Here is a 22991-nt window from a genome sequence, read left to right as displayed (position 1 = left end):
TTATCTCGACAAGGCGGCCATCGCCACGTCCAGCGAGTCGGTCACCACGATCAGGCTGGACTGGTCGCCGTGCGGTGACCGGGCCAGCAGCGGCTTCAGCAGGGCCTCGACCGGGAGATCGCGCCAGTGGTCGACGCCCAGGAAGACGAACGCGCCGGACGGCCCGTCGGTCTGGTAGAAGGTCTTCGTAGCGGCCTGGAAGATCTCCTGGACGGTGCCGGCCCAGCCGGGCGCGAAGACGATGCCACCTCGGGCCAGCCGCAGGATCGAGTCCTCCCGGACGGCGTTGGAGAAGTACTTGCCGATCTGACCCGCAAACAGGTTGGCCGGCTCATGCCCGTACAACCAGGTGGGTAAGGCCAGACCGCCGTGCCGCAGCTTGCCCACCACGTCGTTGGCCGCGGTCGGCGGCGCCGGAAAGGCGGCCCGGACCGCGAGGGCCGCCGCCGTGTACGGATCGTGATCGGCGAAGTGGGGCGCGTCCGCGAGGATCTCGATCGCGGACTTGAGCTGGGTGGCCGGCCGGTTGGCGAAATAAGCGCCCAGGTTGGCCGCCTCCATCACTCCCGGGCCGCCGCCGGTCACCACGAGCCGGCCCACCGAGGCGAGCCGCCAGGCGAGCGTCGCGGCCATCTCGTACGGCGCCGAGCCGCGTGGCGCCGCGTGGCCGCCCATGATCCCGACCGCCGCCTTGGCCTCGTGGTTGGCCACCCAGGCGGCCAGGGCCTTGCCGAGCGCGTTGTCGATGCCGGCGTCGTGCAGCCGCTGGGCGATCGCCTCGCGAATGTCCGGCGAGGCCCCGCCGTGGTGGAGAAAGTGCTGGTAGATGGTCGTGTCGTACATCCCGGCGAAGCCGCCCTCGGCGAACCCGAAGGACAGGTCCTCGGGAGTGTAGAGAGTGGCCGGATGGGTCGGGTAGGGCCGGGCGTCGAACGGCGGCACCAGATGCGCCCCGCGCCGGATCAGGTCGATCTCCACGTCGTCCGCCAGCCGGCAGCCCACGAAGAGCGTGCCGGTCACGTCGACGCCGGTGAAATCGGGCGGGTCGAGGTCGAGCCGCAGACCCAGGATCACCAGGCCGGCAAGCGAGCGTCGCGCCAGATGAGACTCGAACTCGGCGCGGGACTCGACCTCGAGCTCGGTGTCGTCGAACGGGATCTCCCCGCCCAGGACGGGGTGCAGCGGATCGCCTGGCATGCAACGTAGGGTAGCCAGCGTGCAAAACGCGGCGGGATCGCTCTACGGTCTGGCGTACGGGGACGCGTTCGGGAAACCGACCGAGTTCATGGACTACGAGGCGATCGTGGCCCGTTACGGACCCGGCGGCCCGGTCGTCCTGACCGGCACGCCCGCGCTGGTCACCGACGACACCCAGATGGCGCTGGCGGTCGGCGAATCGCTGCTGGCCGCGCCGGAGATCACGCCCGCGGCGCTGGAGCCGCTGCTGCGGCAGGCATTCCTCGACTGGGCGATCAGCCCCGACAACAACCGGGCGCCCGGCATGACCTGCCTGCGAGCCTGCGGTGCGCTGTCCGACGGGCGGCCCTGGCAGCAGGCCACCCAGGTCGAGTCGAAGGGTTGTGGCGCCAACATGCGGGTCACGCCGGTCGGGCTGATGCCGGGGCTGAGCGACGACCAGCGGGCCGGGGCGGCTCAGTTGCAGGCGGCACTCACGCACGGCCATCCGACCGGGCTGGCGGCGAGCGAGCTCACGGCGTACGCCTGCAATTGGCTTGTCGGGGGTCTCGCGCCGAAAGAATTGCTCGAAGCCCTGCGTGATCGCTGCCGTCGGCAGCGGGGCGTCTACCGGGGTGAGTGGCTCGGTGAGCTGTGGCGGCAGCCCGGCGTTTCGTCGCCGGAGGAGTTCATCGCGGTCGGCTGGGACGAGTGCCTGGCCGCGCTGGACCGGGTGGCCGCGGCGCTCGCCCGGGGTGCGTTCGCCGGCGATCCGTGCTTGGCCACCGGGGCCGGGTGGATCGCCGAGGAAGCGCTGGCCACCGCGCTCTACTGCTATCTGATCTCGCCGGACGAGCCGGTGGCGGTGCTCGGACGCGGCGCGGCCTCCTCCGGCGACTCCGACTCGATCGCCTGCCTCGCGGGCGCCTTCGCCGGCGCGGCGCTCGGCATCGACGCGTGGCCCGCGCCGTGGCGGCGGCAGATCGAGTACACCGACCGGCTGGCCCGCCTCGCCGAGGCCTGGGACTGACCCGGCGGGAATTCATCCTGGTGCGGCCGGTTGAATGGGGTTATGCAAAATCTGCTTCCCGAGCCAGCGACCACGCTCCTGCCCATCGACGAGGCAGCCGAGAAGGCCCTCGCCGCCGCCTACGAGACCGGCACCACCGACGCCTACAAGACGGTTGCCGCCGATCACCCGGCGTTCAGCGGCGGCTGGGCGGCGCTGGCCGCCGAATCGCTGGAGGCCGGCGAGCCGGTCACCGCGTACGCCTACGCCCGCACCGGTTACCACCGCGGCCTCGACGCGCTGCGCCGCAACGGCTGGAAGGGCCACGGGCCGGTGCCCTGGGCGCACGGGCCCAACCAGGGCTTCCTGCGCTGCCTGCACAGCCTGTCGAAGGCCGCCGCCGACATCGGTGAGGCGGACGAGGCAGCCCGCTGCGCCCAGTTCCTGCGCGACAGCGACCCGGCCGCGGCCGACGCCCTGTCCTGAGACGTTCGGCCTAAAGACCTTCGGCGACCGCCGCTGCGATCTTCAGCCAGGCATCTCGCGTGTTGCTGGACAACTGGCCGTAACGCAGCGGCTCGCCGGAGTCGATCAACTTTTCGTACGGCGCCATCAGCACCGACCGGGTGCGGGCGGCGAAGTGGTTCCGGATCGCCGGCAGGTCGATGTCTTTCCTGGTCGGCGGCATCGTCACCACGCTGACCGCCTGCCGGACCAGCCGCTGCCGGCCGCTCTGCTCGAGGTGGTCGAGCATCCGGGCGGCGGTCTCGGCCGAGTCGTTACGGGCCGACATGGTGATCACCAGCTGGTCGGTGGCGTCGATCGCCGCCTGCCAATTTTGCGCGCGCACGTTGTTGCCGGTGTCCACGAAGATCAGCTTGTAGAAGCGGCTGACGATCTCGCGGATCTCGGCGAACGCGCCCGCCGTCAGCATCTCGCCGGCCGTTGCCGACTCGTCCGAGGCCATCACGTCGAACATGCCCTCGCCCTGGGCGCGGACGTACTGCGACAGGTCGCCGACCCGGCCCTGCGAGCCGCGGAACAGGTGCAGGTCGCGCATCATGTCGCGGACCGTGCGGGCGTGGAAGTCTTGCTGGGCGCGCATGCCGAGGGTGCCCTGGGTCTCGTTGTTGTCCCAGGCCAGCACGTAACCGCCGCGCTTCTGCCCGAACGTCATCGCCAGCAGCAGCACGGCGACGGTCTTGCCGGCGCCGCCCTTCGGGTTGACGATCGTGACCTGGCGCAGGCCGCCGAAGTTGCGGCGGACCATTTCGACGTCCTGCTTGATCTCCTGCTCGCGCTTGCTCGGCGCGAGCTTGACCAGGCCGGCGGTGCCCTTGCGGAGGATCGCCCGGGGGCCCATGGTGGCGACCGGCTCGGCCGGCTTGGCCAGGCGGCGGCGGGCGAACTCCTCGGCCGTCGGGGTGCCGTCGGAGATCCAGCCGAGATCCTGGAACGGATCGGCCGGGCCGGGACCGGGGGCCGGCGCCGGGCCGGGTTGCGGCTGCTGGGGTGGCTGCATGGTCGGCGGGTACGGGCCGGGTGGTGGCGCCGGCGGGCGCTGCTGCTGCGGCGGGGGCACCGGGCCGTATTGCGGGGCCGGGCCAGGCTGCTGCTGTTGTTGCGGGCCTGGGCCGGGCTGTTGCGGCGGCTGCGGGCGGTAGATCTGGCCGTTCTCCGGAGCCGGAGCAGGAGCCGGTTGCTGCTGCGGTGGCGGCGGGGGCGTCTCGGGGCGGGGCACGTTGGGCACCGGGACCGTGGCGGTCGCACGCGAGGGTGGCGCAGGCGGCTGCTCCGGCGGCGCCGGCCGCTGCTGCGGGGGCTGTGACCAGGGCGAATCCGGGCTGCCGTGAACACCTGGGTCCGACGTCGGCTCGGCCTGCTGGGCCATCGTCGGTGGCTCGTTCGGGGCCGGCTCGCCCGCGGCCGGCTCCAGGTTGGGCCAGGCCTGGGTGGGCGGACGCTGCGCCGGGATGCCCTGGCCGTAGATCACCGGACCCATCGGTGGCACGGTGGGCGGCGGGACCGGCACGGCCGGAGGCGGCGCCGGCATCGGCCGATCGGGACGGTAGACACCGGTGCCCGGACCGGGGATCGGCACGGCCGGAGGCGTCTCGTGCGGAACGGGCCGGCCGCCGTGCACCGGGGCTTCCAGCTCCTCCGGTGCCCAGAACGGTTCCACATCCCGATCGGGGGGTGTGTTGCCGGCCCCCGGGACGTAGACGCGGTCGGGGTGCTCGTCCGTCACTTGAAGCGTCCTCCCGTTCGTACTTCCGTACTACCTCAGAGTTGCACAGTAGGTCAGCCCGCGTACACCGCCCACGCGCCGGCCTCCGTCCACCAGGAACGCTTGCGGTTCATCGATCCACCCACGCCGTCGTCGAGGAACTGCAACTCGCCGTCGCGGGGCAGCACGGACACCGCGCGACCGGAGGCCCGGCGCACCTCGATCTGCATCCTCGTGCCGCGCCGGAACCGCTGCTTGACGACCTTCGGCACCGCGACGGCCACCTCGACCCGGCCGTCGGTCGGATCGCCGTCGGTCAGCAGCCGCAGGCCGTCGAACTCGGCGTAGCCGCCGCCGTTGCCGATCGCGCAGGCCAGGATCTGGTCGGTGCCGTCGGAGAGAACCTTGTCGTCCACCTCGATCCGGCCGCGCCAGGCCACCGCGCGACCGTCGTCGTCGGCGCCGCCGACCAGGGCGCCGTCCACGGTGACCGAGCCGCCGTCGTTGCGCAGCAGGTCGAGCCGGCGGACCGGGCCGTGGAGGACCGCGGTGGCGACCTCGGCCGGCGTGCGCGGCAGGCCGAGCTGGGCGGCCAGGTCGGTGGTGCTGGTGGCGTCGAGCGGGAGCAGGGCCACCGGCGGCAGGTCCGGAACCGTCCGGCCGGTGGCGAGGTCGTCGGGGCGTTTGCTGGGGGGCGGAGCGTACCGCCGGACCAGCCGTCGCAAGACGGCGCGCAACTGGCCGTCGACCGCGCTCGCCACCACGAGCCTGGTCTTGCTCTCGACATCGGGCCAGGTCAGGCCGTCCGGCCGGGGTGGGCCGTCGAGCCGTTTCAGGACCGCGTCGATCTCGCTGTCGGAGCCCGCGGTGATCATCTCGACGCGTGCGCCGGCCTTTTCCAGAGCGTCGGCACACTGCAGCACCGGGACGCGCGGGGCGGCGCACGACTCCTTTTCCACGGAGCCGCAACCACCGCAGCCCCCGGCTCCGCACGCGTCCACCGACGGACCCGCGCCCTCGGCCAGGCTCAGGATCACGACGTCGAACATCGAGTCAGCCGCCCAGGACCGAGTGGCGCTCGATGACGGCCTCGCGGCCCGGGCCGACGCCGACGATGGAGATGCGGGCGCCGATCCGCTGCTCGACGAACTCGACGAAACGCTGCGCGTCCTTCGGCAGATCCTCGAACGTACGGCAGCCGGAGATGTCCGACTTCCAGCCGGGCAGCGTCTCGAAGACCGGCAGCGCGTGGTGGAAGTCGGTCTGGTTGATCGGCATCTCGTCGTGCCGGACGCCGTTGACCTCGTAGGCGACACACACCGGGATCTCGTCGAGATCGTCGTAGTTGTCGAGCTTGGTCAGTGCGAAGTCGGTGACTCCGTTGATCCGCTGGGCGTACCGGCCGATGACCAGGTCGAGCCAGCCGATGCGGCGCGGGCGGCCGGTGGTCGTGCCGTACTCGTGGCCGACCTCGCGCAGGTAGTCGCCGAACTTGTCGTGCAGCTCGGTGGGGAACGGGCCCTCGCCGACGCGACTGGTGAACGCCTTGAGCACGGCGACCACCCGGTCGATCCGGGTCGGCGGGATGCCGGAGCCGGTGCAGGCGCCGCCGGCCGTGGCGTTCGAGCTGGTCACGAACGGGTAGGTGCCGTGGTCGACGTCGAGCAGCGTGGCCTGGCCGGCCTCGCACAGCACGACCTTGCCCTCGTCCAGCGCCTGGGACAGCTCGAGCGCGGTGTCACCGACGTAGGGCCGGAGACGGTCGACGTAGGACAGCAGTTCCTTGACCACCTCGTCGACCTTGACCGCCTGGCGGTTGTAGATCTTCGACAGCACCTGGTTCTTGAAGGAGAGGGCCGCCTCGACCTTCTGCCGCAGGATCGACTCGTCGAAGAGGTCCTGGATGCGGATGCCGACCCGGTTCATCTTGTCGGCGTACGCCGGGCCGATGCCCCGGCCGGTGGTGCCGATCCGCCGGGCGCCCAGGTAACGCTCGCTCACCTTGTCGAGCGTGCGGTTGTAGGACGCGATGACGTGCGCGTTCGCGCTGATCCGCAGGCGGGACGTGTCGATGCCACGCGCCTCGAGACCGTCGATCTCCTGGAACAGAACCGCCAGGTCGACCACCACACCGTTGCCGATCACCGGGGTCACGCCCGGCGTCAGGATGCCGCTGGGCAGCAGGTGCAGCGCGTATTTCTCGCCCTTGATCACCACGGTGTGACCGGCGTTGTTGCCACCGTTGAACTTGACGACATAGTCGAGACGGTCGCCCAGCAGGTCAGTGGCCTTGCCCTTGCCCTCGTCGCCCCATTGGGCGCCGACCAACACGATCACCGGCACTTCCGTGACGCCTTCCGTAGAACAGTCGTACTCGGGAAAGTCCGGGTACTGCCGAAGTTTACGCGACCGACCTGCGGTGCGATGTGCGGAAGGAGCCCGCCGGTAGGATCGGCGGTCGTGCGCGTACTTCTGATCGGTTCCGGCGGGCGTGAACACGCCCTCGCCGTCGAACTCGCTGCCGACCCCGCCGTCGACTTCCTGGCCGCTGCCCCGGGCAACCCCGGCATTGCGCAGGCCGCGGTTCTCTATGACGTCGTGGCGACGGACCCCGCGGCGGTGGCCGCACTGGCCGTCGAAGTGGCCGCCGACCTGGTGGTGATCGGGCCGGAGGCGCCGCTGGTGGCCGGCGTGGCCGACGCGGTGCGGGCCAAGGGCATCGCCTGCTTCGGGCCGAGCGCCGCGGCTGCCCAGCTCGAGGGCTCGAAAGCGTTCGCCAACGATGTGATGGCCGCGGCCGGGGTGCCGACCGCCCGGTCCTACGCGTGCAGTTCGCCGGACTCGGTGGATCGAGCTCTCGCCGAGCTCGGTGCGCCCTACGTGGTCAAGAACGACGGCCTGGCCGCCGGCAAGGGCGTCGTCGTCACGTCCAGCATCGAGGAGGCCCGCTCCCATGCGGCGGAGTGTGGCACGGTGGTGATCGAGGAGTTCCTCCCCGGTCCCGAGGTCTCCCTCTTCGTGGTCACCGACGGCACCGCGACGGTGCCGCTGATGCCGGCCCAGGACTTCAAGCGGCTGGCCGACGGCGACGCCGGCCCGAACACCGGCGGCATGGGGGCGTACGCGCCACTGGACTGGGCGCCGGACGATCTGGTGCCGCAGGTGATGCGCGAGGTGGTCGAGCCGACCCTGGCCGAGATGCGCAAGCGGGGCACCCCGTTCGCCGGTCTGCTCTATGTCGGACTGGCGCTCACCCCGGACGGTCCCAAGGTCATCGAGTTCAACGCGCGCTTCGGCGACCCGGAGACCCAGGTGGTGCTCGCGCTGCTGGACACGCCGATCGCCGGTCTGCTGCACGCGGCCGCGACCGGCCGGCTGGCCGGGCACCCGCCGCTGCTCTGGCACGACGGAGCGGCCGTCACGGTCGTGGTGGCCAGCGCGAACTATCCCGGTACGCCGCGCATCGGCGACGTGATCGAGGGTGCCGGAGCGGCCGGCGTGATCCACGCCGGCACCGCCCGTCGCGACGACGGCGCCCTGGTCTCCGCGGGCGGCCGGGTCCTCAGCGTGACGACCGTCGGGTCCGACCTGGCCGCCGCGCGCGCATCGGCTTACGCCCTGATCGACGGCATCCGCCTGGACGGTGCGCAATACCGCACCGACATCGCGCTGAACGCCCTCGAGGGCCGGATCAAGATCTGAGAAAAGGGGCCGGCCACGGCCGGCCCCTTTTCGCGTCAGGCCTTCGGGATGTCGAAGAGCTTGGCTACGTTGGCCGCCAGGGCCAGGTCGCCCTTCGCCTTGATCTTGCCGGTCATGAACATCATCATCGGGTTGCCATCGCCCGAGACGACCTTGAGGAACGTGACCGGGTCCATGGTCATGGCGAGCTTCGGCTCACGCTCGGCCTTGTTGGTCACCGTGCAGGCGCCGTTCTCGATCACCGTCTCGTAGGTGTCGCTCGCGCCGGCGGCGCCGCCCGTGATGATCCAGTGGATGACGGCCGAAGTGCTGCCGGCCTTCTCGGCGCGGAACAGCTGGGGCATCCGGTTGAAGACCTCGTCGAGGATCTTGGTGCGCGAATCGCCGGCCATGACCTCGGCGATCTGCGAATCCGGCGTCGACTTGACGAGCTGAGCGAACTCCTTGGGACCGATCTCGGAGAGCGACTCGACGTTGAATGCAGTCATCGGTGGACCTTTCGGTATCTGCGCCTTAGCTACTCGCCAGTAACCCTAGCGAGAATGCCGCGTCTTCGTGCAGTGTGCCACTCCCAAACAACTGTTGGACAGTCGGGCGGCGGTGTGTCTAGACTCCCCAACATGTCTTTGGGAGAGGAAAACAAAGCAGCGCTGCGCGCCATGGCTCATCCGGTACGGCTGCGGATCATGTCGCTGCTCACGGCCGCCCCGATGACCGCGGCCGAGGTTGCCCGCGAGCTCGGCCTCACCCACGCCAACGCCAGTTACCACCTACGCAACCTGCTCTCCGGCGGCCTGATCTTCGTGGAGAGCGAGGAGAAGATTCGCGGCGGCATCGCCAAGCGCTACCGCTACGACGTCGCCTACGAGCATCAGCAACGACTCGGCCGGGGACCGCTCAGCGACGAGCAACTCCGGGCCGACTTCGCGGCCTTCGCCCACGAGCTGATCCGCCGTACGAGGGACGCGCACTTCCTGCCCAGCAGCAAGGTCCTCGCCGATGCCGAGCTCTGGGTCGACCCGCAGAAGTGGGACGAGATCCGCACCCGGGTCTCCGAGGCGCTGACCGAGCTGCACCACGTGGCCCAGGCGCCGCGCACCCCCGGCACCATCCGCACGAGCACCACCGCTGCCATGTTCGAGATGGAGTCCGAATGAAAGCCAGCAGCACCGCCCCTCTCCGGCATCGCCCGTTCCGGTTCCTGCTCGCCGGGCGCACGATCAACGCGATCGGCAACTCGTTCGCCCCGATCGCGCTCGCCTTCGCGGTCCTCGACCTCACCGGCTCCGCCACCGACCTGGGCTTCGTGGTCGGCGCCCGCACGGTGGTCAATGTCGCGTTCCTGCTCTTCGGCGGCGTTCTCGCCGACCGGCTGCCGAAAAACCTGCTGATGGTCGGCTCGAGTGTGGCCGCCGGGCTCACCCAGGGCGTCGTGGCGGTTCTGGTGCTCACGCACAGCGCCACGATTCCGCTGCTCATCGGGCTGGCGGCGATCAACGGCATGGTGGGTGCGCTGGCCCTGCCGGCGAGCGCGTCGATCCTGCCGCAGACCGTGCCGGCCGACATCCGTCAGCAGGCGAACGCGATCGGCCGGATCTTCCTGAACGGCGCGGCCATCCTGGGTGCGCCGGCGGCCGGCATCGTGGTCGCCGCGGTCGGTCCGGGCTGGGGCATCGCGGTGGACGCGATCACCTTCCTGCTCTCGGCGGTCTGCTTCGCGGGCCTCGGGCTGGCGATGTCCCGGAGCAAGGCGGAGGTGGCGCTGACGGCCGTCCCGGGGGAGCGGGTCGCCGAGGAGGTGGCCTCAGGGGTGCCGAGCGAGGATTTCGGCCTGGCGGGGGCGGCCGACGCCGTACCGGAAAAGCGCCCTGGAATTGTTTTTGATCTTCGTAGTGGGTGGTCCGAATTCCGGTCCCGGACCTGGCTGTGGGTGGTCGTCGCAGGCTTCTGCCTGGCCAACATGGCCTGGGCGGGCGCGCTCTTCGTGCTCGGACCGGTCGTCGCGGACGACACCTTCGGCCGCCGGGCCTGGGGTTTCGTGCTCGCCGCGCAGACCGCCGGTATGATCATCGGTGGCTTGATCGCGCTGCGGTTGCGGCTGCGGCGGCTGCTCTACTTCGGCGTCGCAGCGTGCGCCTTGCTGGCCGTGCCGGTCTTCCTGCTCGGCATCTACCCGAACTTCTGGGTGCTGGCCGTCAGCTCGCTGATCGCCGGCGCCGGGCTGGAGCAGTTCGGCGTGGCCTGGGAGACCACGATGCAGGAGCACATCCCGGCGGACAAGCTGGCCCGGGTCTACTCCTACGACATGGTCGGCTCGTTCGTGGCGATCCCGATCGGCGAGATGGCGATCGGGCCGATCTCGCACGCGGTCGGCGCCGAGGCCGCCCTGATCGGGGCCGGGGTGTTGATGACGGTCGCCTTCGTGGGCCAGCTGAGCAGCCGGGATGTGCGCACGCTGCCGCACAAGCTGCCCGAGCCGGAAAACGAGCTCGTGAAAGAATCGGTCGCGTGACGATCCCGAACGTGCTGGCCGCCCGCTACGCCTCCGCCGAGCTCACCGACCTGTGGTCGCCGGAGGAAAAGATCAGGATGGAGCGCCGGCTCTGGCTCGCCGTGCTGCGCGCCCAGCGCGATCTCGGCGTGGGGGTGCCCGAGGGCGCCGTCGAGGCGTATGAATCGGTGCTCGACCACGTAGACCTGGCCTCGATCGCGGCGCGCGAGCGGGTCACCCGGCACGACGTGAAGGCGCGCATCGAGGAGTTCAGCGCCCTCGCCGGCTTCGAGCAGATCCACAAGGGGATGACCTCCCGCGACCTGACCGAAAATGTCGAGCAGCTGCAGATCCGCGCCTCGCTCGAGCTGATCCGCGAGCGGGTGGTCACCACCCTGGCCCGGCTCGTCGAGCGCGCGGTCGAATACTCCGACCTGGTCCTGACCGGCCGCTCGCACAACGTTGCGGCGCAGGCCACCACGCTGGGCAAACGATTCGCTTCGGCGGCGCAGGAGCTGCTCATCGCGTACGAGCGGCTCGACGACCTGATCGGCCGCTATCCGTTGCGTGGCATCAAGGGCCCGGTAGGCACCTCGGCCGACCAGCTCGACCTGCTCGACGGCGACTTCGACGCGCTGGCCCAGCTGGAGCAGCGGGTCGCCGGCCACCTGGGCTTCAACCGGGTGCTCAGCAGCGTCGGGCAGGTCTATCCGCGCTCGCTCGACTTCGATGTGGTGTCGGCCCTGGCTCAGGTCACCGCCGGTCCGTCGTCGCTGGCCACCACGGTTCGGCTGATGGTCGGCCAGGAGCTGGTCACCGAGGGCTTCAAGGCGGGCCAGGTGGGCTCGTCGGCGATGCCGCACAAGATGAACACGCGCTCGTCGGAGCGGGTCAACGGCCTGGCGGTGATCGTCCGCGGTTACCTGTCGATGGTCGGCGAGCTGGCCGGCGACCAGTGGAACGAGGGCGACGTCTCCTGTTCGGTGGTGCGCCGGGTGGCGCTGCCGGACGCGTTCTTCGCCACCGACGGCCTGTTCCAGACGTTCCTGACCGTGCTCGACGAGTTCGGCGCCTACCCCGCGGTGATCGCCCGCGAGCTCGACCGCTTCCTGCCGTTCCTGGCCAGCACGAAGATCCTGGTGGCGGCGGTGCGCAAGGGCGTCGGCCGGGAGACCGCACACGAGGTGATCAAGGAGCACTCGGTCGGGGTAGCGCTGGCGATGCGAGAGAAGGGCGCGGCGGTCAACGACCTCTTCGACCGGCTGGCCGGCGACGAGCGACTGCGGCTCTCGCGCGGCGAGATCGACACCCTGGTGGCTGACCGGGCGGCTTTCGTGGGCGCGGCGTCCTCGCAGGTGGCCGGGGTGGCCGACCGGGTGGCCGCGATCGTGGCGGCGCACCCCGCGGCGGCGCACTACGCGCCCGGCCCGATCCTGTAAGTCGTGCCGCCGAGGCGCAACGGAGCTCGACCCTCACGTCGCACCTCGGCGGAATCTGCTCGAGAGCTCCTGCCGGGTGGTGGCGGGGGCGCCCCCACCCGGCCGTACGGAGATCGATGTACTGAAGAGTAGGTAGAAACGGCCGCGCCGCCTACACCTCAGATCGCACATAACACCGTGTGATGGCCCTCTCGGGTTGATCTTGACCACGCTCTAGATCACCGGCGAAGTGCCCTGGTCAGAAGGGCAAACGTCGCTCTGCCGACACCGGCCGATGGGTCGGTGCCGGGCTTCACAAGGTAGGCTGCCGGTGCTCACATCTATCAGTCAGGAGTGCCCGTGGCTCGCGTCGTGGTCGACGTCATGCTCAAGCCGGAGATCCTCGATCCGCAGGGCCAGGCGGTTGCGAACGCGCTGCCCAGGCTCGGCGTCAACGATGTCTCCTCCGTCCGCATCGGCCGACGGATCGAGATCGAGTTCGCCGGTGAGGCCGACCTCGATCGGGTCAACGAGATCGCCGACAAACTCCTCGCCAACCCCGTGATCGAAGACTTCACGGTGAATGTGGCGGAGGTCGCCTGACCATGCGTATCGGTGTGGTCACCTTCCCCGGATCACTCGACGACGGGGACGCGGCCCGCGCCGCGCGCCTCGCCGGCGCCGAGGCCGTGCGTCTCTGGCATGGCGACTCCGATCTACACGGCGTGGACGCCGTGGTGCTGCCCGGCGGCTTCTCCTATGGCGACTACCTTCGCTGTGGCGCGATCGCCCGCTTCGCCCCGGTGATGGAGTCGGTCATCGACGCGGCCCGCGGCGGCCTGCCGGTGCTCGGCATCTGCAACGGCTTCCAGGTCCTCTGCGAGGCGCACCTCTTGCCTGGTGCGCTCACCCGCAATCAGCACCTGCACTTCCGTAACCGCGACCAGTGGCTGCGCGTCGAGTCGACCGACACCGCGTGGACCAACGGATTCACCGGGGGCCAGGAGGTCCTGATCCCGGTGAAGAACGGCGAGGGCTGCTACGTCGCCGACCAGCGCACGCTGGACGAGCTCGAGGCCGAGGGCCGCATCGTCGCGCGTTACATCAAGGGCAACCCGAACGGTTCGCAGCGTGACATCGCCGCGATCACCAACGAGGCCGGCAACGTCGTCGGCATCATGCCGCACCCGGAACACGCCGTGGAGGCGCTGACCGGCCCGTCGCTCGATGGCCTCGGCTTCTTCACCTCCGTCCTGCGCGCCCTGGCCGGGGCGACCGCGGGCGGGCAGCAATCAGGGGGACACCAGTAATGACCTCGCAGCCGGACACGGCGACCAGCGGCGCGGCGGCGCCGAGCGAGAAGAAGTCGACCGGCTTCGCCGCAACCGATGTGCTGATCAACGAGTTCGCCGGCGCTCCGGACACCGTGGAGCGTGCCTTCCAAACGGCAAACGAGCTGCAGCCGCACACGGATCTGGGCCTCAAGGACGATGAGTACGACCGGATCCGGCAGATTCTCGGTCGCCGGCCCACCGCTTCCGAACTCGCGATGTACTCGATCATGTGGAGCGAGCATTGCTCCTACAAGTCGAGCAAGGTGCACCTGCGCCAGTTCGGCGAGAAGACTCCGCCGAACACCCGGATGCTGGCGGGCATCGGGGAGAACGCCGGCGTCGTGCAGATCTCGGACGAGCTCGCGGTCACCTTCAAGGTCGAGTCGCACAACCACCCGAGCTTCGTCGAGCCCTACCAGGGCGCGGCCACCGGCGTCGGCGGCATCGTGCGCGACATCCTCGCCATGGGCGCCCGGCCGATCGCGGTGATGGACCCGCTGCGTTTCGGCGCGGCCGACCACCCCGACACCGCCCGGGTGCTGCCCGGCGTGGTCGCCGGCATCGGCGGTTACGGCAACTGCCTGGGCCTGCCCAACATCGGCGGCGAGATCGTCTTCGACCCGACCTACCAGGGCAACCCGCTGGTCAACGCGCTGAGCATCGGCGTGCTGCCGGTCTCGCGGCTGCAGCACAAGGAAGCGGCCGGCGTCGGCAATGTCGTCGTGCTGCTCGGTGCGCGCACCGGCCGGGACGGCATCGGCGGCGTCTCCGTGCTCGCGTCGGCCACCTTCGACGACGGGGCCGAGCAGCGCCGCCCGTCGGTGCAGGTCGGCGACCCGTTCATGGAGAAGCTGCTCATCGAGAGCTGCCTCGAGCTCTACGACGCCGGCCTGGTCGCCGGCATCCAGGACCTCGGCGGCGCCGGCCTGACCTGCGCGCTCACCGAGACCGCGGCCGCGGCCGGCACCGGCATGCGGGTGTGGCTTGAGCGGGTGCCGCTGCGTGAGGCGTCCATGTCGCCCACCGAGATCCTGGCCAGCGAGTCGCAGGAGCGGATGCTCCTGATCGTCACGCCGGAAAACCTGGCCGCCGTGCTGGGCGTCGCCGAGAAGTGGGGCGTCTGGGCCACCGCGATCGGCGAGGTCACCTCGGCCGAGGCGGACGGCACCCCGGGCCGGCTGGTGATCACCTGGAACGACCACGTGGTGGTCGACGTGCCGCCCGGCTCGCTCGCCGACGACGGCCCGGTCTACGCCCGGCCGATCCGTGAGCCCGGCGACCTGATCCTGCTGCAGGCCGACCGGGCCGAGACGCTGCCGCGGCCGGCCACCGGCGACGAGCTGCGCGAGACCGTGCTGCGGATGGCCGCGTCGCCGAACCTGTGCGACAAGACCTGGGTGACCGAGCAGTACGACCGATACGTCCTGGGCAACACGGTTCTGGCCCAGCCGGAAGACTCCGGTGTGCTGCGCATCGACGAGCGCACCAACCTCGGGGTGGCCCTGTCGGTCGACGGCAACGGCCGGTTCGCCCGCTTGGATCCCTACGAGGGCGCCAAGCTCGCGCTGGCCGAGGCGTTCCGCAACGTCGCGATCACCGGTGCCGAGCCGGTCGCGGTCACCGACTGCCTCAACTTCGGCTCGCCCGAGGACCCGGCGGTGATGTGGCAGTTCGCCGAGGCCGTGCGCGGTCTCGCCGACGGCTGTCAGCAGCTGGGCACCCCGGTGACCGGCGGCAACGTCAGCTTCTACAACCAGACCGGCGCCGCGGCGATCCACCCGACCCCGGTGGTCGGCGTGCTCGGCATCTTCGACGACGTGACCCGTCGCGTCCCGATGGGTTTCTTCCCGCCGACCGGCGATGGCGACCTGCTGTTCCTTCTCGGCGAGACGACCTGCGAGCTGTCCGGCTCGGAGTGGGCGTGGGTCACCCACGGCCACCTCGGCGGCCGCCCGCCCAAGATCGACCTGATGAACGAGCAGCGGCTCGGTGCGCTGATGTCGCGGGCCTCGAAGGCCGGCCACGTCGCCGCCGCGCACGATCTCTCCGACGGTGGTCTCGCGCAGGCGCTGGTGGAAAGCTGCCTGCGTCGTGACGTCGGCGCCCGGGTGACGCTGCCCGCCGACGACGGCAACACCGCGTTCGTCCAGCTGTTCAGCGAGTCGGCGAGCCGGGCGATCGTGGCCGTGCCGCGCGGGCACGACAAGGCGTTCACGTCGCTCGCCGCCGAATACGGCGTGCCCTGCACGCCGATCGGCGTCACGATCGCTGAGCCGGTGCTCGAGGTGCGCGAGCAGTTCGAGATCCCGCTGGCCGAGGTGCGCGAGGCCTGGTCGTCGACGCTGCCGAAGCTGTTCGGCGGGGTGGCGGAGCTGGCCCGGCGGCACGGCGATCCGGAAGGCGCCTCGGCGCCGGTCGGCTCGGCGCCCGCCAGCGCGGCGCCCGCCAGCGCGGCGCCCGCCAGCGCGGCGCCCTCCAGCGCGGAGGCTGCCAGCGCGGAGGCTGCCAGCGCGGAGGCTGCCGGTTCGGACACGCCTGATGGGGACGAGCCGGTGCGGTCGGTGACGCTGGAGATCGCCGAGCCGACTGGCGACGCGCTGCCGGGTGGGCCGATCGAGCCGGCCACCGACTGATCCACGAACACCGATAAAGCCGGTCAGCGTCCACGCTGGCCGGCTTTCATCGTTCTGCCCATAGACGAAGATGGGGCCCGCGCAAGCGGGCCCCATCTTCTCGCTCAGTGGTGAGCTAGTTGTCCATCCAGTCGAGCGACCGGCGCTGACCGGGCTGCGACGGTTCCTGCGAGCGAGGAGCGCCGTGGCGATTCTGCTCGTTGTAGCCGCCGTGCTGGTCGTAACCGGGCTGCTCGCCGTAGCCGCCGCCGTACGGCTGGCCGCCCTGACCGCCGGCGGGCTGACCGGGCTGACCGGCGCCGTACTGCGGGTCGGGGTACTGCTGGCCGCCACCGTATTGGCCGCCGGCCGCGCCGTACTGCGCGCCGCCGCCGTACGGCTGGCCGCCCTGGCCGGCCTGTTCGCCATAGCCGGCCTGGTCGTCGTAACCGGTGCCGCCGTACTGCTGCGGCTGCTGGCCGCCGCCGTACTGGCCGGCACCGCCCTGCGGACCGTAGCCGTTGTTGCCGTCGTCCCAGCCACCCTGGGCGGCCTGCTCGCCGTAGCCGCTGCCGTACTGCTGGGCGCCGCCCGCGGCCGCGCCGCCGCCGTACTGCTGGGCGCCGCCGTACTGTCCGCCGGCCGCGCCGTACTGCTGGCCGCCGTGCTGATCGTACTCGTCGTAGCCGTCGGTGGCCGGCTGGTACATGCCGGTCGGCTCGTCGTAGCGCTGCTGCGGAGCGGGCGCCGGAGCAGCCGCCGCGCCGTAGGTGCCGGTGCCGTACGGCTCAGCGCCATACGGCTCAGCGCCATACGGCTGGCCACCGGCTGGGGCCGCACCGTAACCGCCGCCGTACTGCTGCTGACCACCGGCCGCGCCGTACGGCTGCTGGCCGCCGGCTTGGTTGTCCCAGCCGCCACCGCTGTACTGACCCGGTTGCGGAGCCGGCACGCCGTACGGGTCGGGGAACTCGTCCTCCACCACTGGACGCTGCAGCATCGTGGGTGCGTCGGACATCGGCGAGGCCGATCGCGGGGCCACCATCGTCGCGTCCCGGCCGGCCGCCATCGGCGAGGCAACCCGGGTCGCGTCGTTGAATCGGCCCTGGCTCGCCGGCACCATGCCGCCGCCGGGACCGGTGGGCATGGCGGTCGGGTCGTCCTCCGGCCCGCCGTCCTCGCCGTTGTTCTTACGGCGCATCAGGACCAGCACGATCGCGCCGATGCCGGCCGCGACGAGCAGGCCGCCGAGGATGATGAACAGCATCGAGCCGGAGCCACTGCCCGAGTCGGACGCGGTGTTCTTCGTGTCCGCGCCGGCCGCAGCCGAGTCCTCGGTGGTCGGGTCCTGCGGCACCGGGTCGAGCGCCTCCGAGCTGGCCGCCACCGTGGCGGACGCGGACGGCGTCGCCGATGCGGTCGCCTCGACGGACTTAAGGGTCAGCGGCTGGTTGACGCTCTTGCCGGCCGCCGCCTGGATCTGCACGGTGGCCGCGTTGTAGCCGTCCTTCAGCGCCCCGACCGAGATGTTGCCCGGGGTGATCGGCTGCGAGTCGGACGAGTTGAACGAGTAGCCACCGTTGCCGTTCGTGGTGGTCTGGTACGCGTGCCCGGCACTGTCCTTCATGGCGACCGCCGCGCCGGAGATGGCCTTGCCGTTCTGGTCTTTCACCTTGCCGGAGATGGACGTGACGGTCTGCGGCTTGTCCGGTCCCTTGACGTTGACGCTCTGCTGAGTGCTGTTGGTCTGGCCGTTGATGGTCGCGGAGACCGAGATGGTGACGTTCTTGCTGCCGCCGGCGTCGACGTTGGGGGCGGTCAGCTTGACCGAGAAGTCGGTGCCGCCGTCCCCGCTGACCTGGGCGATCTGGTTGCACACGTCGGCACAGGCCATGCCGGAGATCCGGATGGTGGCGGTGCTCTGCCCGCCACCGCCGCCACCGTTGTCGTTCTTGTCGGTGACCTTGAATCCCAGCTGCACACTGCCGCCGGAGAGCACGTCGGTTGGCAGGCTCGTGATCTGGACCTCTGGAGCGTCGGCCAGCGCCACCGCGGGTGCGACGACGATTACGCCGAGGACCACCGCCAGTAACGCACCGGCTTGGGCCACTCGGGCTCGTAGGTGCGTTGTCACGTCCACCGCCCTTCCGGTTGCACGGTCTGATTCCGGACTCTCTAGAGTGCCGGTTACTTCCCGCGACTAAAACACCGTCGGCCACTATGCCTTGTCGCACGTCCATTGCGCGACCCAGGGGCGAGTACCAATCTTGGTGTAGCGGGTCGTATTGTCCCGGCGTGTCCCCTGCGCACAATAGATCCGAGTCCGTGAAACAGGCGTTGGACGCGCTGGACCGCGGTGTCGAACCCGACCGTCCGGTGCTGCGTGACGCTGTGCGAGCGCTGCTGACCGAGTTGTCCCGACGAGCACCTGGCCGTTCGGTGGAGGTGCGGATTCCGCCTTTCGGTGCGATTCAGTGTGTCGCTGGTCCCAGGCACACCCGCGGCACACCGCCCAATGTGGTCGAAACGGATCCGGTCACCTGGGTGCTCGTCGCCACGGAGCGTGTGAGCTGGGCGGATGCGCTCCGTGACGGCCGCCTTCGAGCGAGCGGCAACAGGACCGATCTGACCGATTACCTTCCGTTGAACCCGCCGGACGGCGAGGAGTAGGCGGTACGCGAGCCCGAGCCGTCCCCGGTCGGCTCGCGTACACTTGGCGACCGGAGCAGACCGGCAACTTCGAGCAGATCAACAGGGAGCAACCAGGTGCCCCGAGGCGACGGACGGTTGACCGACGATCTCGATCCCCAGGAGCGTGGCCCCCAGGATGCCTGCGGCGTCTTCGGCGTCTGGGCCCCCGAGGAAGAGGTCGCAAAACTCACGTATTTCGGGCTCTTCGCTCTACAGCACCGCGGCCAGGAAGCAGCCGGCATCGCGGTGAGCGACGGCTCGGGCGTGGTGGTCTACAAGGACCTCGGCCTGGTCTCTCAGGTCTTCGACGAGCCGACCCTGGCGAGCCTGCGCGGCCACCTCGCGATCGGCCACACGCGTTACTCCACCACCGGCGGATCCAACTGGGAGAACGCGCAGCCCACGATCCGCGCCACCACGGCGGGCACGACGATCGCGCTGGCCCACAACGGCAACTTGGTCAACACGGCCGAGCTGGCCCGTGAGGTCGCCGAGCGCGGCCTCGAGGTCGACAGTGCGACCTCCGACACCGCCCTGGTGACCACTCTTCTGGCCAGCCGCCCCGACCTGTCGGTCGAGGCCGCGGCGCTCGAGGTGCTGCCCCGCCTGCGCGGCGCGTTCAGTTTCGTCTTCATGGACGAGAACACGCTCTACGCGGCGCGCGACGCCCAGGGTGTGCGTCCGTTGGTCCTCGGCCGGATGGAGCGCGGCTGGGTGATCGCCAGTGAGACCGCGGCGCTCGACATCGTCGGCGCCAGCTTCGTGCGTGAGGTCGAGCCGGGCGAGATGATCGCGGTCGACGAGCACGGCCTGCGGTCCACCCGGTTCGCCGCGCCCGATCCCAAGGGCTGTCTCTTCGAGTACGTCTACCTCGCCCGCCCGGACACCACGATCGCCGGGCGCAACGTCTACTCGGCTCGCGTCGACATCGGCCGCCGGCTCGCCAAGGAGCATCCGGTCGAAGCCGACCTGGTCATCCCGGTGCCGGAGTCGGGCACGCCGGCCGCGATCGGTTATGCCGAGGCGTCCGGCATTCCGTACAGCGCCGGCCTGACCAAGAACGCGTATGTCGGCCGCACCTTCATCCAGCCGTCGCAGACGATCCGGCAGCTGGGCATCCGGCTCAAGCTCAACCCGCTGCGCGAGGTGGTCCGGGGCAAGCGCCTGGTGGTCGTCGACGACACCATCGTCCGCGGCAACACCCAGCGGGCACTGGTCCGGATGCTTCGTGAGGCCGGTGCGCTCGAGGTGCACGTGCGCATCTCCGCGCCGCCGGTGAAGTGGCCGTGCTTCTACGGCATCGACTTCGCCACCCGGGCCGAGCTCCTCGCCAACGGCCTGGAGATCGACGGGATCCGGCGCTCGATCGGCGCCGACAGCCTCGGCTATGTTTCTATGGAAAGTCTGGTCCAGGCGACTGAGCAGCCCAAGTCTCGGCTGTGCATGGCCTGCTTCGACGGCCACTACCCGATCCCGCTTCCGGCGGACAATCTGATCGGGAAGCATGTCCTCGAGGGCGTCGGCAAGCGAGCGTCGATGCCCGCCAGCTCCGACGAGACCGCGACCGCAGCGGTTGCCGAGTTCGAGTCGGAGTATGACGATCGAGCCGCCACCCGGCTGGTTGCCAGCCCCGGCGGCGGCAACGCTCTGCAGCACCCGTGATCTTGCGAAAATAAGGGGAGAACCGTGACGCACGTGTCCGAGCGCAACAGTGCCGGATCCAACGGCGCCGAAGGCGGCGACCGCCGGCCGTGGACGGCCGGCGCCGGCCGGGGTGGCGCTCGCAAGCGTGCGGTGACGTACGCGGAGGCCGGTGTCTCGATCGAGGCTGGCGACCGCGCGGTGGAGCTGCTGAAGTCAAAGGTGAAAAAGACCACTCGCCCCGAGGTGATGGGCGATCTGGGCGGTTTCTCCGGTCTGTTCCGGCTGAACACGGCAAAGTACAAGAGCCCGATCCTGGCCTCGTCGACTGACGGCGTCGGCACCAAGCTGGTGATCGCTCAGCAGCTCGACATCCACGACACGATCGGCATCGACCTGGTCGCGATGGTCGTCGACGACCTGGTGGCCTGCGGCGCCGAGCCGCTGTTCCTGCTCGACTACATCGCCTGCGGCGAGGTCGTGCCGGACAAGGTTGCCGAGATCGGCGCCGGCATCGCGGACGGCTGCCGTTACGCCGGCTGCGCGCTGCTCGGTGGCGAGACGGCTGAGCACCCCGGCGTGCTGCGCCCGGACGAGTACGACGTCTCGGCCACCGGCGTCGGTGTGGTCGAGGAGAGCGAGATCCTGGGCCGCGAGCGGGTCGAGGTGGGCGACGCGGTGATCGCCATGCGCTCCTCCGGCCTGCACTCCAACGGTTACTCGCTGGTGCGGCACGTGCTGCTGGGCGCGGGCCGGATGCGGCTGGACTCGGTGGTCGACGACTTCGGCTCGCAGCGCACCCTCGGCGAGGAGCTGCTCACCCCCACCAAGATCTACGCCAAGGACTGCCTCGGCCTGATCGAGGAGACCGACGTCCGGGCCTTCTCGCACGTGACCGGCGGAGGCATCCCCGGCAACCTGGTCCGCGTCCTCCCCGAGCACGTGGACGCCGTGGTCGACCGCTCGACCTGGCGCCCGCAGCCGATCTTCGACCTGATCCAGGCCAAGGGACGGATCGAGGACAACGAGATGGAAGCCACGTTCAACATGGGCGTGGGCATGTTCGCGGTCGTCTCCGCCGACGACGCCGACCGGGCGATGGCCTATCTGACCGGCCGCGGCGTCGAGGCGTGGCAGGTGGGCGAGGTTATCGAGGGCACCGGCGAGGTGCAGATGATGGGCCAGTACACCCGGGGCTGACACGAGAAGTGCGTCTATCCGCATGCGTCGATTTATCGGGGCATGCGGATCTTCGCTTCCCGGGGGTGGACCACTCGGCCTAGCCTGACTCCGTGGGCGGACGGGGGTGCACAAGATGACAACTGCCTGGAGCGGGATGCGCGGCATCTCGAGCGTCCCTACCTATGTCGTGATGCAGCCCACCACGCTGTGCAACCTCGACTGCTCCTACTGCTATCTCCCGTTCCGCGCCGCCGACAAGCGGATGCCGGTCGAGGTGGCCGAGGCCGTCGCCGCCGAGGTGGCCGGCTTCGCCTCGGCCGGGCGCTTCTCCGTCGTCTGGCACGGCGGTGAGCCGCTGGCCGCCGGCCGGGAGCACCTGGCCGCGCTGCTGGCCCCGTTCGGCGAGGGTGTCGAGCACCACGTGCAGACGAACGCCACACTGATCGACGACGCCTGGTGCGCGTTCTTCGCCGAGCACGGGATGCGGGTCAGCGTGAGCGTGGACGGGCCCCGGGCGCGTAACGGGGAGCGGGTCACCCGCGGCGGCAAGCCCGCCTACGACCGGATCCTGCGCGGCGTCGAAGCGCTCCACCGGCATGAGATCCCGTTCTCGGCGCTCTGCGTCGTGGGCGACCCGCGTGCGGGCGTCGCCGCCGAGCTGTACGAATACTTCCTGACCCTGGGTTGCGAGGTGCTCGGGATCAACGTCGAGGAGCAGGAAGGCGTCAACCTCCGGGGCAACCGGCACGACCCGGCCGACGTGACCGCCTTCTGGGCCGAGCTGGTCACCGCCTGGCGCCGCGATCCGCGCATCCACCTGCGCGAGGTGGAGTGGTCGCTGCGCTACGCGGGCGCGGTGCTCGACGGCACCGCGGACGAGCTGCTGCCGCGCCGGCTCGACCCGATCCCGACGATTGCCCATGACGGCTCGGTGGTGCTGCTCTCGCCCGAGCTGGCCGGTTTCCACGACCTCCGGTACGGCGATTTCACCAGCGGCAACGTGCTCACCACCCCGTTGCGCGAGATCCTGGCCCGGGCGGCGGAGACGCCATGGATCGCCGAATTCCTACGTGGCGTCGAGGATTGCCGTGCACGCTGCCCCTACTTCGGCTTCTGCGGAGGCGCCCACGCGGCGAACCGTTACTTCGAGCGGGGCAGATTCGACGTGACCGAGACCGAGCACTGCCGTAACAGCAAGATTCGCCTACTGGAGGGAGTGTTGGATCATGCCCGAGATCACCAACCCACGGCCGTCTGAGGACGTCGATCCGGTGACGGCAAGGGTGCACGACACCCGGGCCGGGCTGGCCTCGCTCATCGGGGAGGCAGAGGCGGCCCGCGCACGGCGCGCTGAAGGCACGCCGGAGGAAGATGGCTCGGCGGTGTGCGCCTGGAACCACTTCGAGAACATCCCCACGTTCTACAACTGGAACAACCGCCCACGCTGACGGCCGGTGCCAGTTCGAAGCCCACGCGGGCCCCAACCCGCGTGGGCTTCCGTGTTCGTT

Annotated in this window: 20 protein-coding genes; 14 read left to right on the top strand and 6 right to left on the bottom strand. The window is 70.4% G+C overall.

Annotation, left to right across the window (positions count from 1 at the left end; genetic code table 11):
- Positions 1-1197 (bottom strand): hypothetical protein, encoded by a 1197-nt coding sequence (locus AB0E90_RS41580; protein WP_360417819.1) that lies wholly within the window; start codon positions 1195-1197, stop codon positions 1-3.
- On the opposite strand from AB0E90_RS41580, the gene AB0E90_RS41575 reads away from it, so the two are divergent.
- Together AB0E90_RS41575 and AB0E90_RS41570 are read left to right on the top strand one after the other, a co-directional pair.
- A complete protein-coding gene (locus tag AB0E90_RS41575) occupies positions 1196-2206 on the top strand; it encodes an ADP-ribosylglycohydrolase family protein (RefSeq protein ID WP_360417818.1) in 1011 nt (336 codons plus the stop codon). The two genes, AB0E90_RS41580 and AB0E90_RS41575, sit on opposite strands and share 2 nt — an antisense overlap.
- Before the next feature lie 42 nt (positions 2207-2248).
- Positions 2249-2671, top strand: coding sequence for a DUF3151 domain-containing protein (locus AB0E90_RS41570; RefSeq protein ID WP_360417817.1), 423 nt, complete (start codon positions 2249-2251; stop codon positions 2669-2671).
- 10 nt (positions 2672-2681) lie between these two features.
- Here AB0E90_RS41570 and AB0E90_RS41565 read toward each other — a convergent pair whose 3' ends face one another.
- Genes AB0E90_RS41565 through AB0E90_RS41555 form a run of 3 tightly spaced genes read right to left on the bottom strand, consistent with a single transcriptional unit; the run spans position 2682 to position 6755 of the window.
- Entirely contained in the window at positions 2682-4433 is a 1752-nt protein-coding gene (locus AB0E90_RS41565; RefSeq protein ID WP_360417816.1) for a ParA family protein, read from the bottom strand.
- A 53-nt stretch (positions 4434-4486) separates the two neighbouring features.
- Positions 4487-5461: a hypothetical protein gene (locus tag AB0E90_RS41560; protein ID WP_360417815.1), complete on the bottom strand. Its 975-nt coding sequence runs from the start codon at positions 5459-5461 to the stop codon at positions 4487-4489.
- A 4-nt stretch (positions 5462-5465) separates the two neighbouring features.
- Positions 5466-6755, bottom strand: a complete 1290-nt coding sequence (locus tag AB0E90_RS41555; RefSeq protein ID WP_360417814.1) for an adenylosuccinate synthase — start codon at positions 6753-6755, stop codon at positions 5466-5468.
- Positions 6756-6872: 117 nt separating this feature from the next.
- On the opposite strand from AB0E90_RS41555, the gene purD reads away from it, so the two are divergent.
- Entirely contained in the window at positions 6873-8114 is a 1242-nt protein-coding gene (gene purD, locus AB0E90_RS41550; RefSeq protein WP_360417813.1) for a phosphoribosylamine--glycine ligase, read from the top strand.
- Between the two features lie 35 nt (positions 8115-8149).
- Here the strand turns inward: purD and AB0E90_RS41545 are convergent, their stop codons facing one another.
- Positions 8150-8602 (bottom strand): SCP2 sterol-binding domain-containing protein, encoded by a 453-nt coding sequence (locus AB0E90_RS41545; RefSeq protein ID WP_360417812.1) that lies wholly within the window; start codon positions 8600-8602, stop codon positions 8150-8152.
- 132 nt (positions 8603-8734) lie between these two features.
- Between AB0E90_RS41545 and AB0E90_RS41540 the strand changes: the two genes are divergently transcribed.
- From AB0E90_RS41540 to purL, 6 genes are all read left to right on the top strand, one after another.
- Positions 8735-9271, top strand: a complete 537-nt coding sequence (locus AB0E90_RS41540; protein ID WP_360417811.1) for a helix-turn-helix domain-containing protein — start codon at positions 8735-8737, stop codon at positions 9269-9271.
- Positions 9268-10626 (top strand): MFS transporter, encoded by a 1359-nt coding sequence (locus AB0E90_RS41535; RefSeq protein WP_360417810.1) that lies wholly within the window; start codon positions 9268-9270, stop codon positions 10624-10626. The genes AB0E90_RS41540 and AB0E90_RS41535 overlap by 4 nt, the downstream gene beginning before the upstream one ends.
- Positions 10623-12044 (top strand): adenylosuccinate lyase, encoded by a 1422-nt coding sequence (gene purB / locus AB0E90_RS41530; protein ID WP_360417809.1) that lies wholly within the window; start codon positions 10623-10625, stop codon positions 12042-12044. Before AB0E90_RS41535 ends, purB begins: the two co-directional genes overlap by 4 nt.
- 339 nt (positions 12045-12383) lie before the next feature.
- Complete coding sequence (purS, locus tag AB0E90_RS41525) at positions 12384-12626, top strand: phosphoribosylformylglycinamidine synthase subunit PurS (protein ID WP_360417808.1); 243 nt, start codon at positions 12384-12386, stop codon at positions 12624-12626.
- Positions 12623-13333 carry a phosphoribosylformylglycinamidine synthase subunit PurQ gene (gene purQ / locus AB0E90_RS41520; RefSeq protein WP_360417886.1) on the top strand — a complete coding sequence of 237 codons (711 nt, stop codon included), beginning with the start codon at positions 12623-12625 and terminating at the stop codon, positions 13331-13333. The genes purS and purQ overlap by 4 nt, the downstream gene beginning before the upstream one ends.
- The gene (purL, locus tag AB0E90_RS41515) at positions 13333-15990 is read left to right on the top strand and encodes a phosphoribosylformylglycinamidine synthase subunit PurL (protein ID WP_360417807.1); all 2658 of its coding nucleotides are present in this window, start codon (positions 13333-13335) and stop codon (positions 15988-15990) included. The genes purQ and purL overlap by 1 nt, the downstream gene beginning before the upstream one ends.
- A 115-nt stretch (positions 15991-16105) precedes the next feature.
- Here purL and AB0E90_RS41510 read toward each other — a convergent pair whose 3' ends face one another.
- Positions 16106-18079, bottom strand: coding sequence for a carboxypeptidase-like regulatory domain-containing protein (locus AB0E90_RS41510; protein ID WP_360417806.1), 1974 nt, complete (start codon positions 18077-18079; stop codon positions 16106-16108).
- Positions 18080-18294: 215 nt separating this feature from the next.
- On the opposite strand from AB0E90_RS41510, the gene AB0E90_RS41505 reads away from it, so the two are divergent.
- From AB0E90_RS41505 to amcA, 5 genes are all read left to right on the top strand, one after another.
- On the top strand, positions 18295-18639 hold the full coding sequence (locus AB0E90_RS41505; RefSeq protein WP_360417805.1) for a sterol carrier family protein: 345 nt from the start codon (positions 18295-18297) through the stop codon (positions 18637-18639).
- A 96-nt stretch (positions 18640-18735) separates the two neighbouring features.
- Entirely contained in the window at positions 18736-20322 is a 1587-nt protein-coding gene (gene purF / locus AB0E90_RS41500) for an amidophosphoribosyltransferase (RefSeq protein WP_360417804.1), read from the top strand.
- A gap of 24 nt (positions 20323-20346) precedes the next feature.
- Positions 20347-21501 carry a phosphoribosylformylglycinamidine cyclo-ligase gene (gene purM, locus AB0E90_RS41495; protein ID WP_360417803.1) on the top strand — a complete coding sequence of 385 codons (1155 nt, stop codon included), beginning with the start codon at positions 20347-20349 and terminating at the stop codon, positions 21499-21501.
- 136 nt (positions 21502-21637) lie between these two features.
- Positions 21638-22741: a cyclophane-forming radical SAM peptide maturase AmcB gene (amcB, locus tag AB0E90_RS41490; protein ID WP_360417885.1), complete on the top strand. Its 1104-nt coding sequence runs from the start codon at positions 21638-21640 to the stop codon at positions 22739-22741.
- The gene (gene amcA, locus AB0E90_RS41485) at positions 22710-22931 is read left to right on the top strand and encodes a multiple cyclophane-containing RiPP AmcA (RefSeq protein ID WP_360417802.1); all 222 of its coding nucleotides are present in this window, start codon (positions 22710-22712) and stop codon (positions 22929-22931) included. The genes amcB and amcA overlap by 32 nt, the downstream gene beginning before the upstream one ends.
- Positions 22932-22991 lie beyond the last annotated feature (60 nt).

This window comes from Actinoplanes sp. NPDC026619, assembly GCF_040638295.1.
Taxonomy (GTDB): domain Bacteria; phylum Actinomycetota; class Actinomycetes; order Mycobacteriales; family Micromonosporaceae; genus Actinoplanes.
Note: the sequence above shows the minus strand (reverse complement) of the source record. Positions and strands in the feature narration are given on the sequence as shown.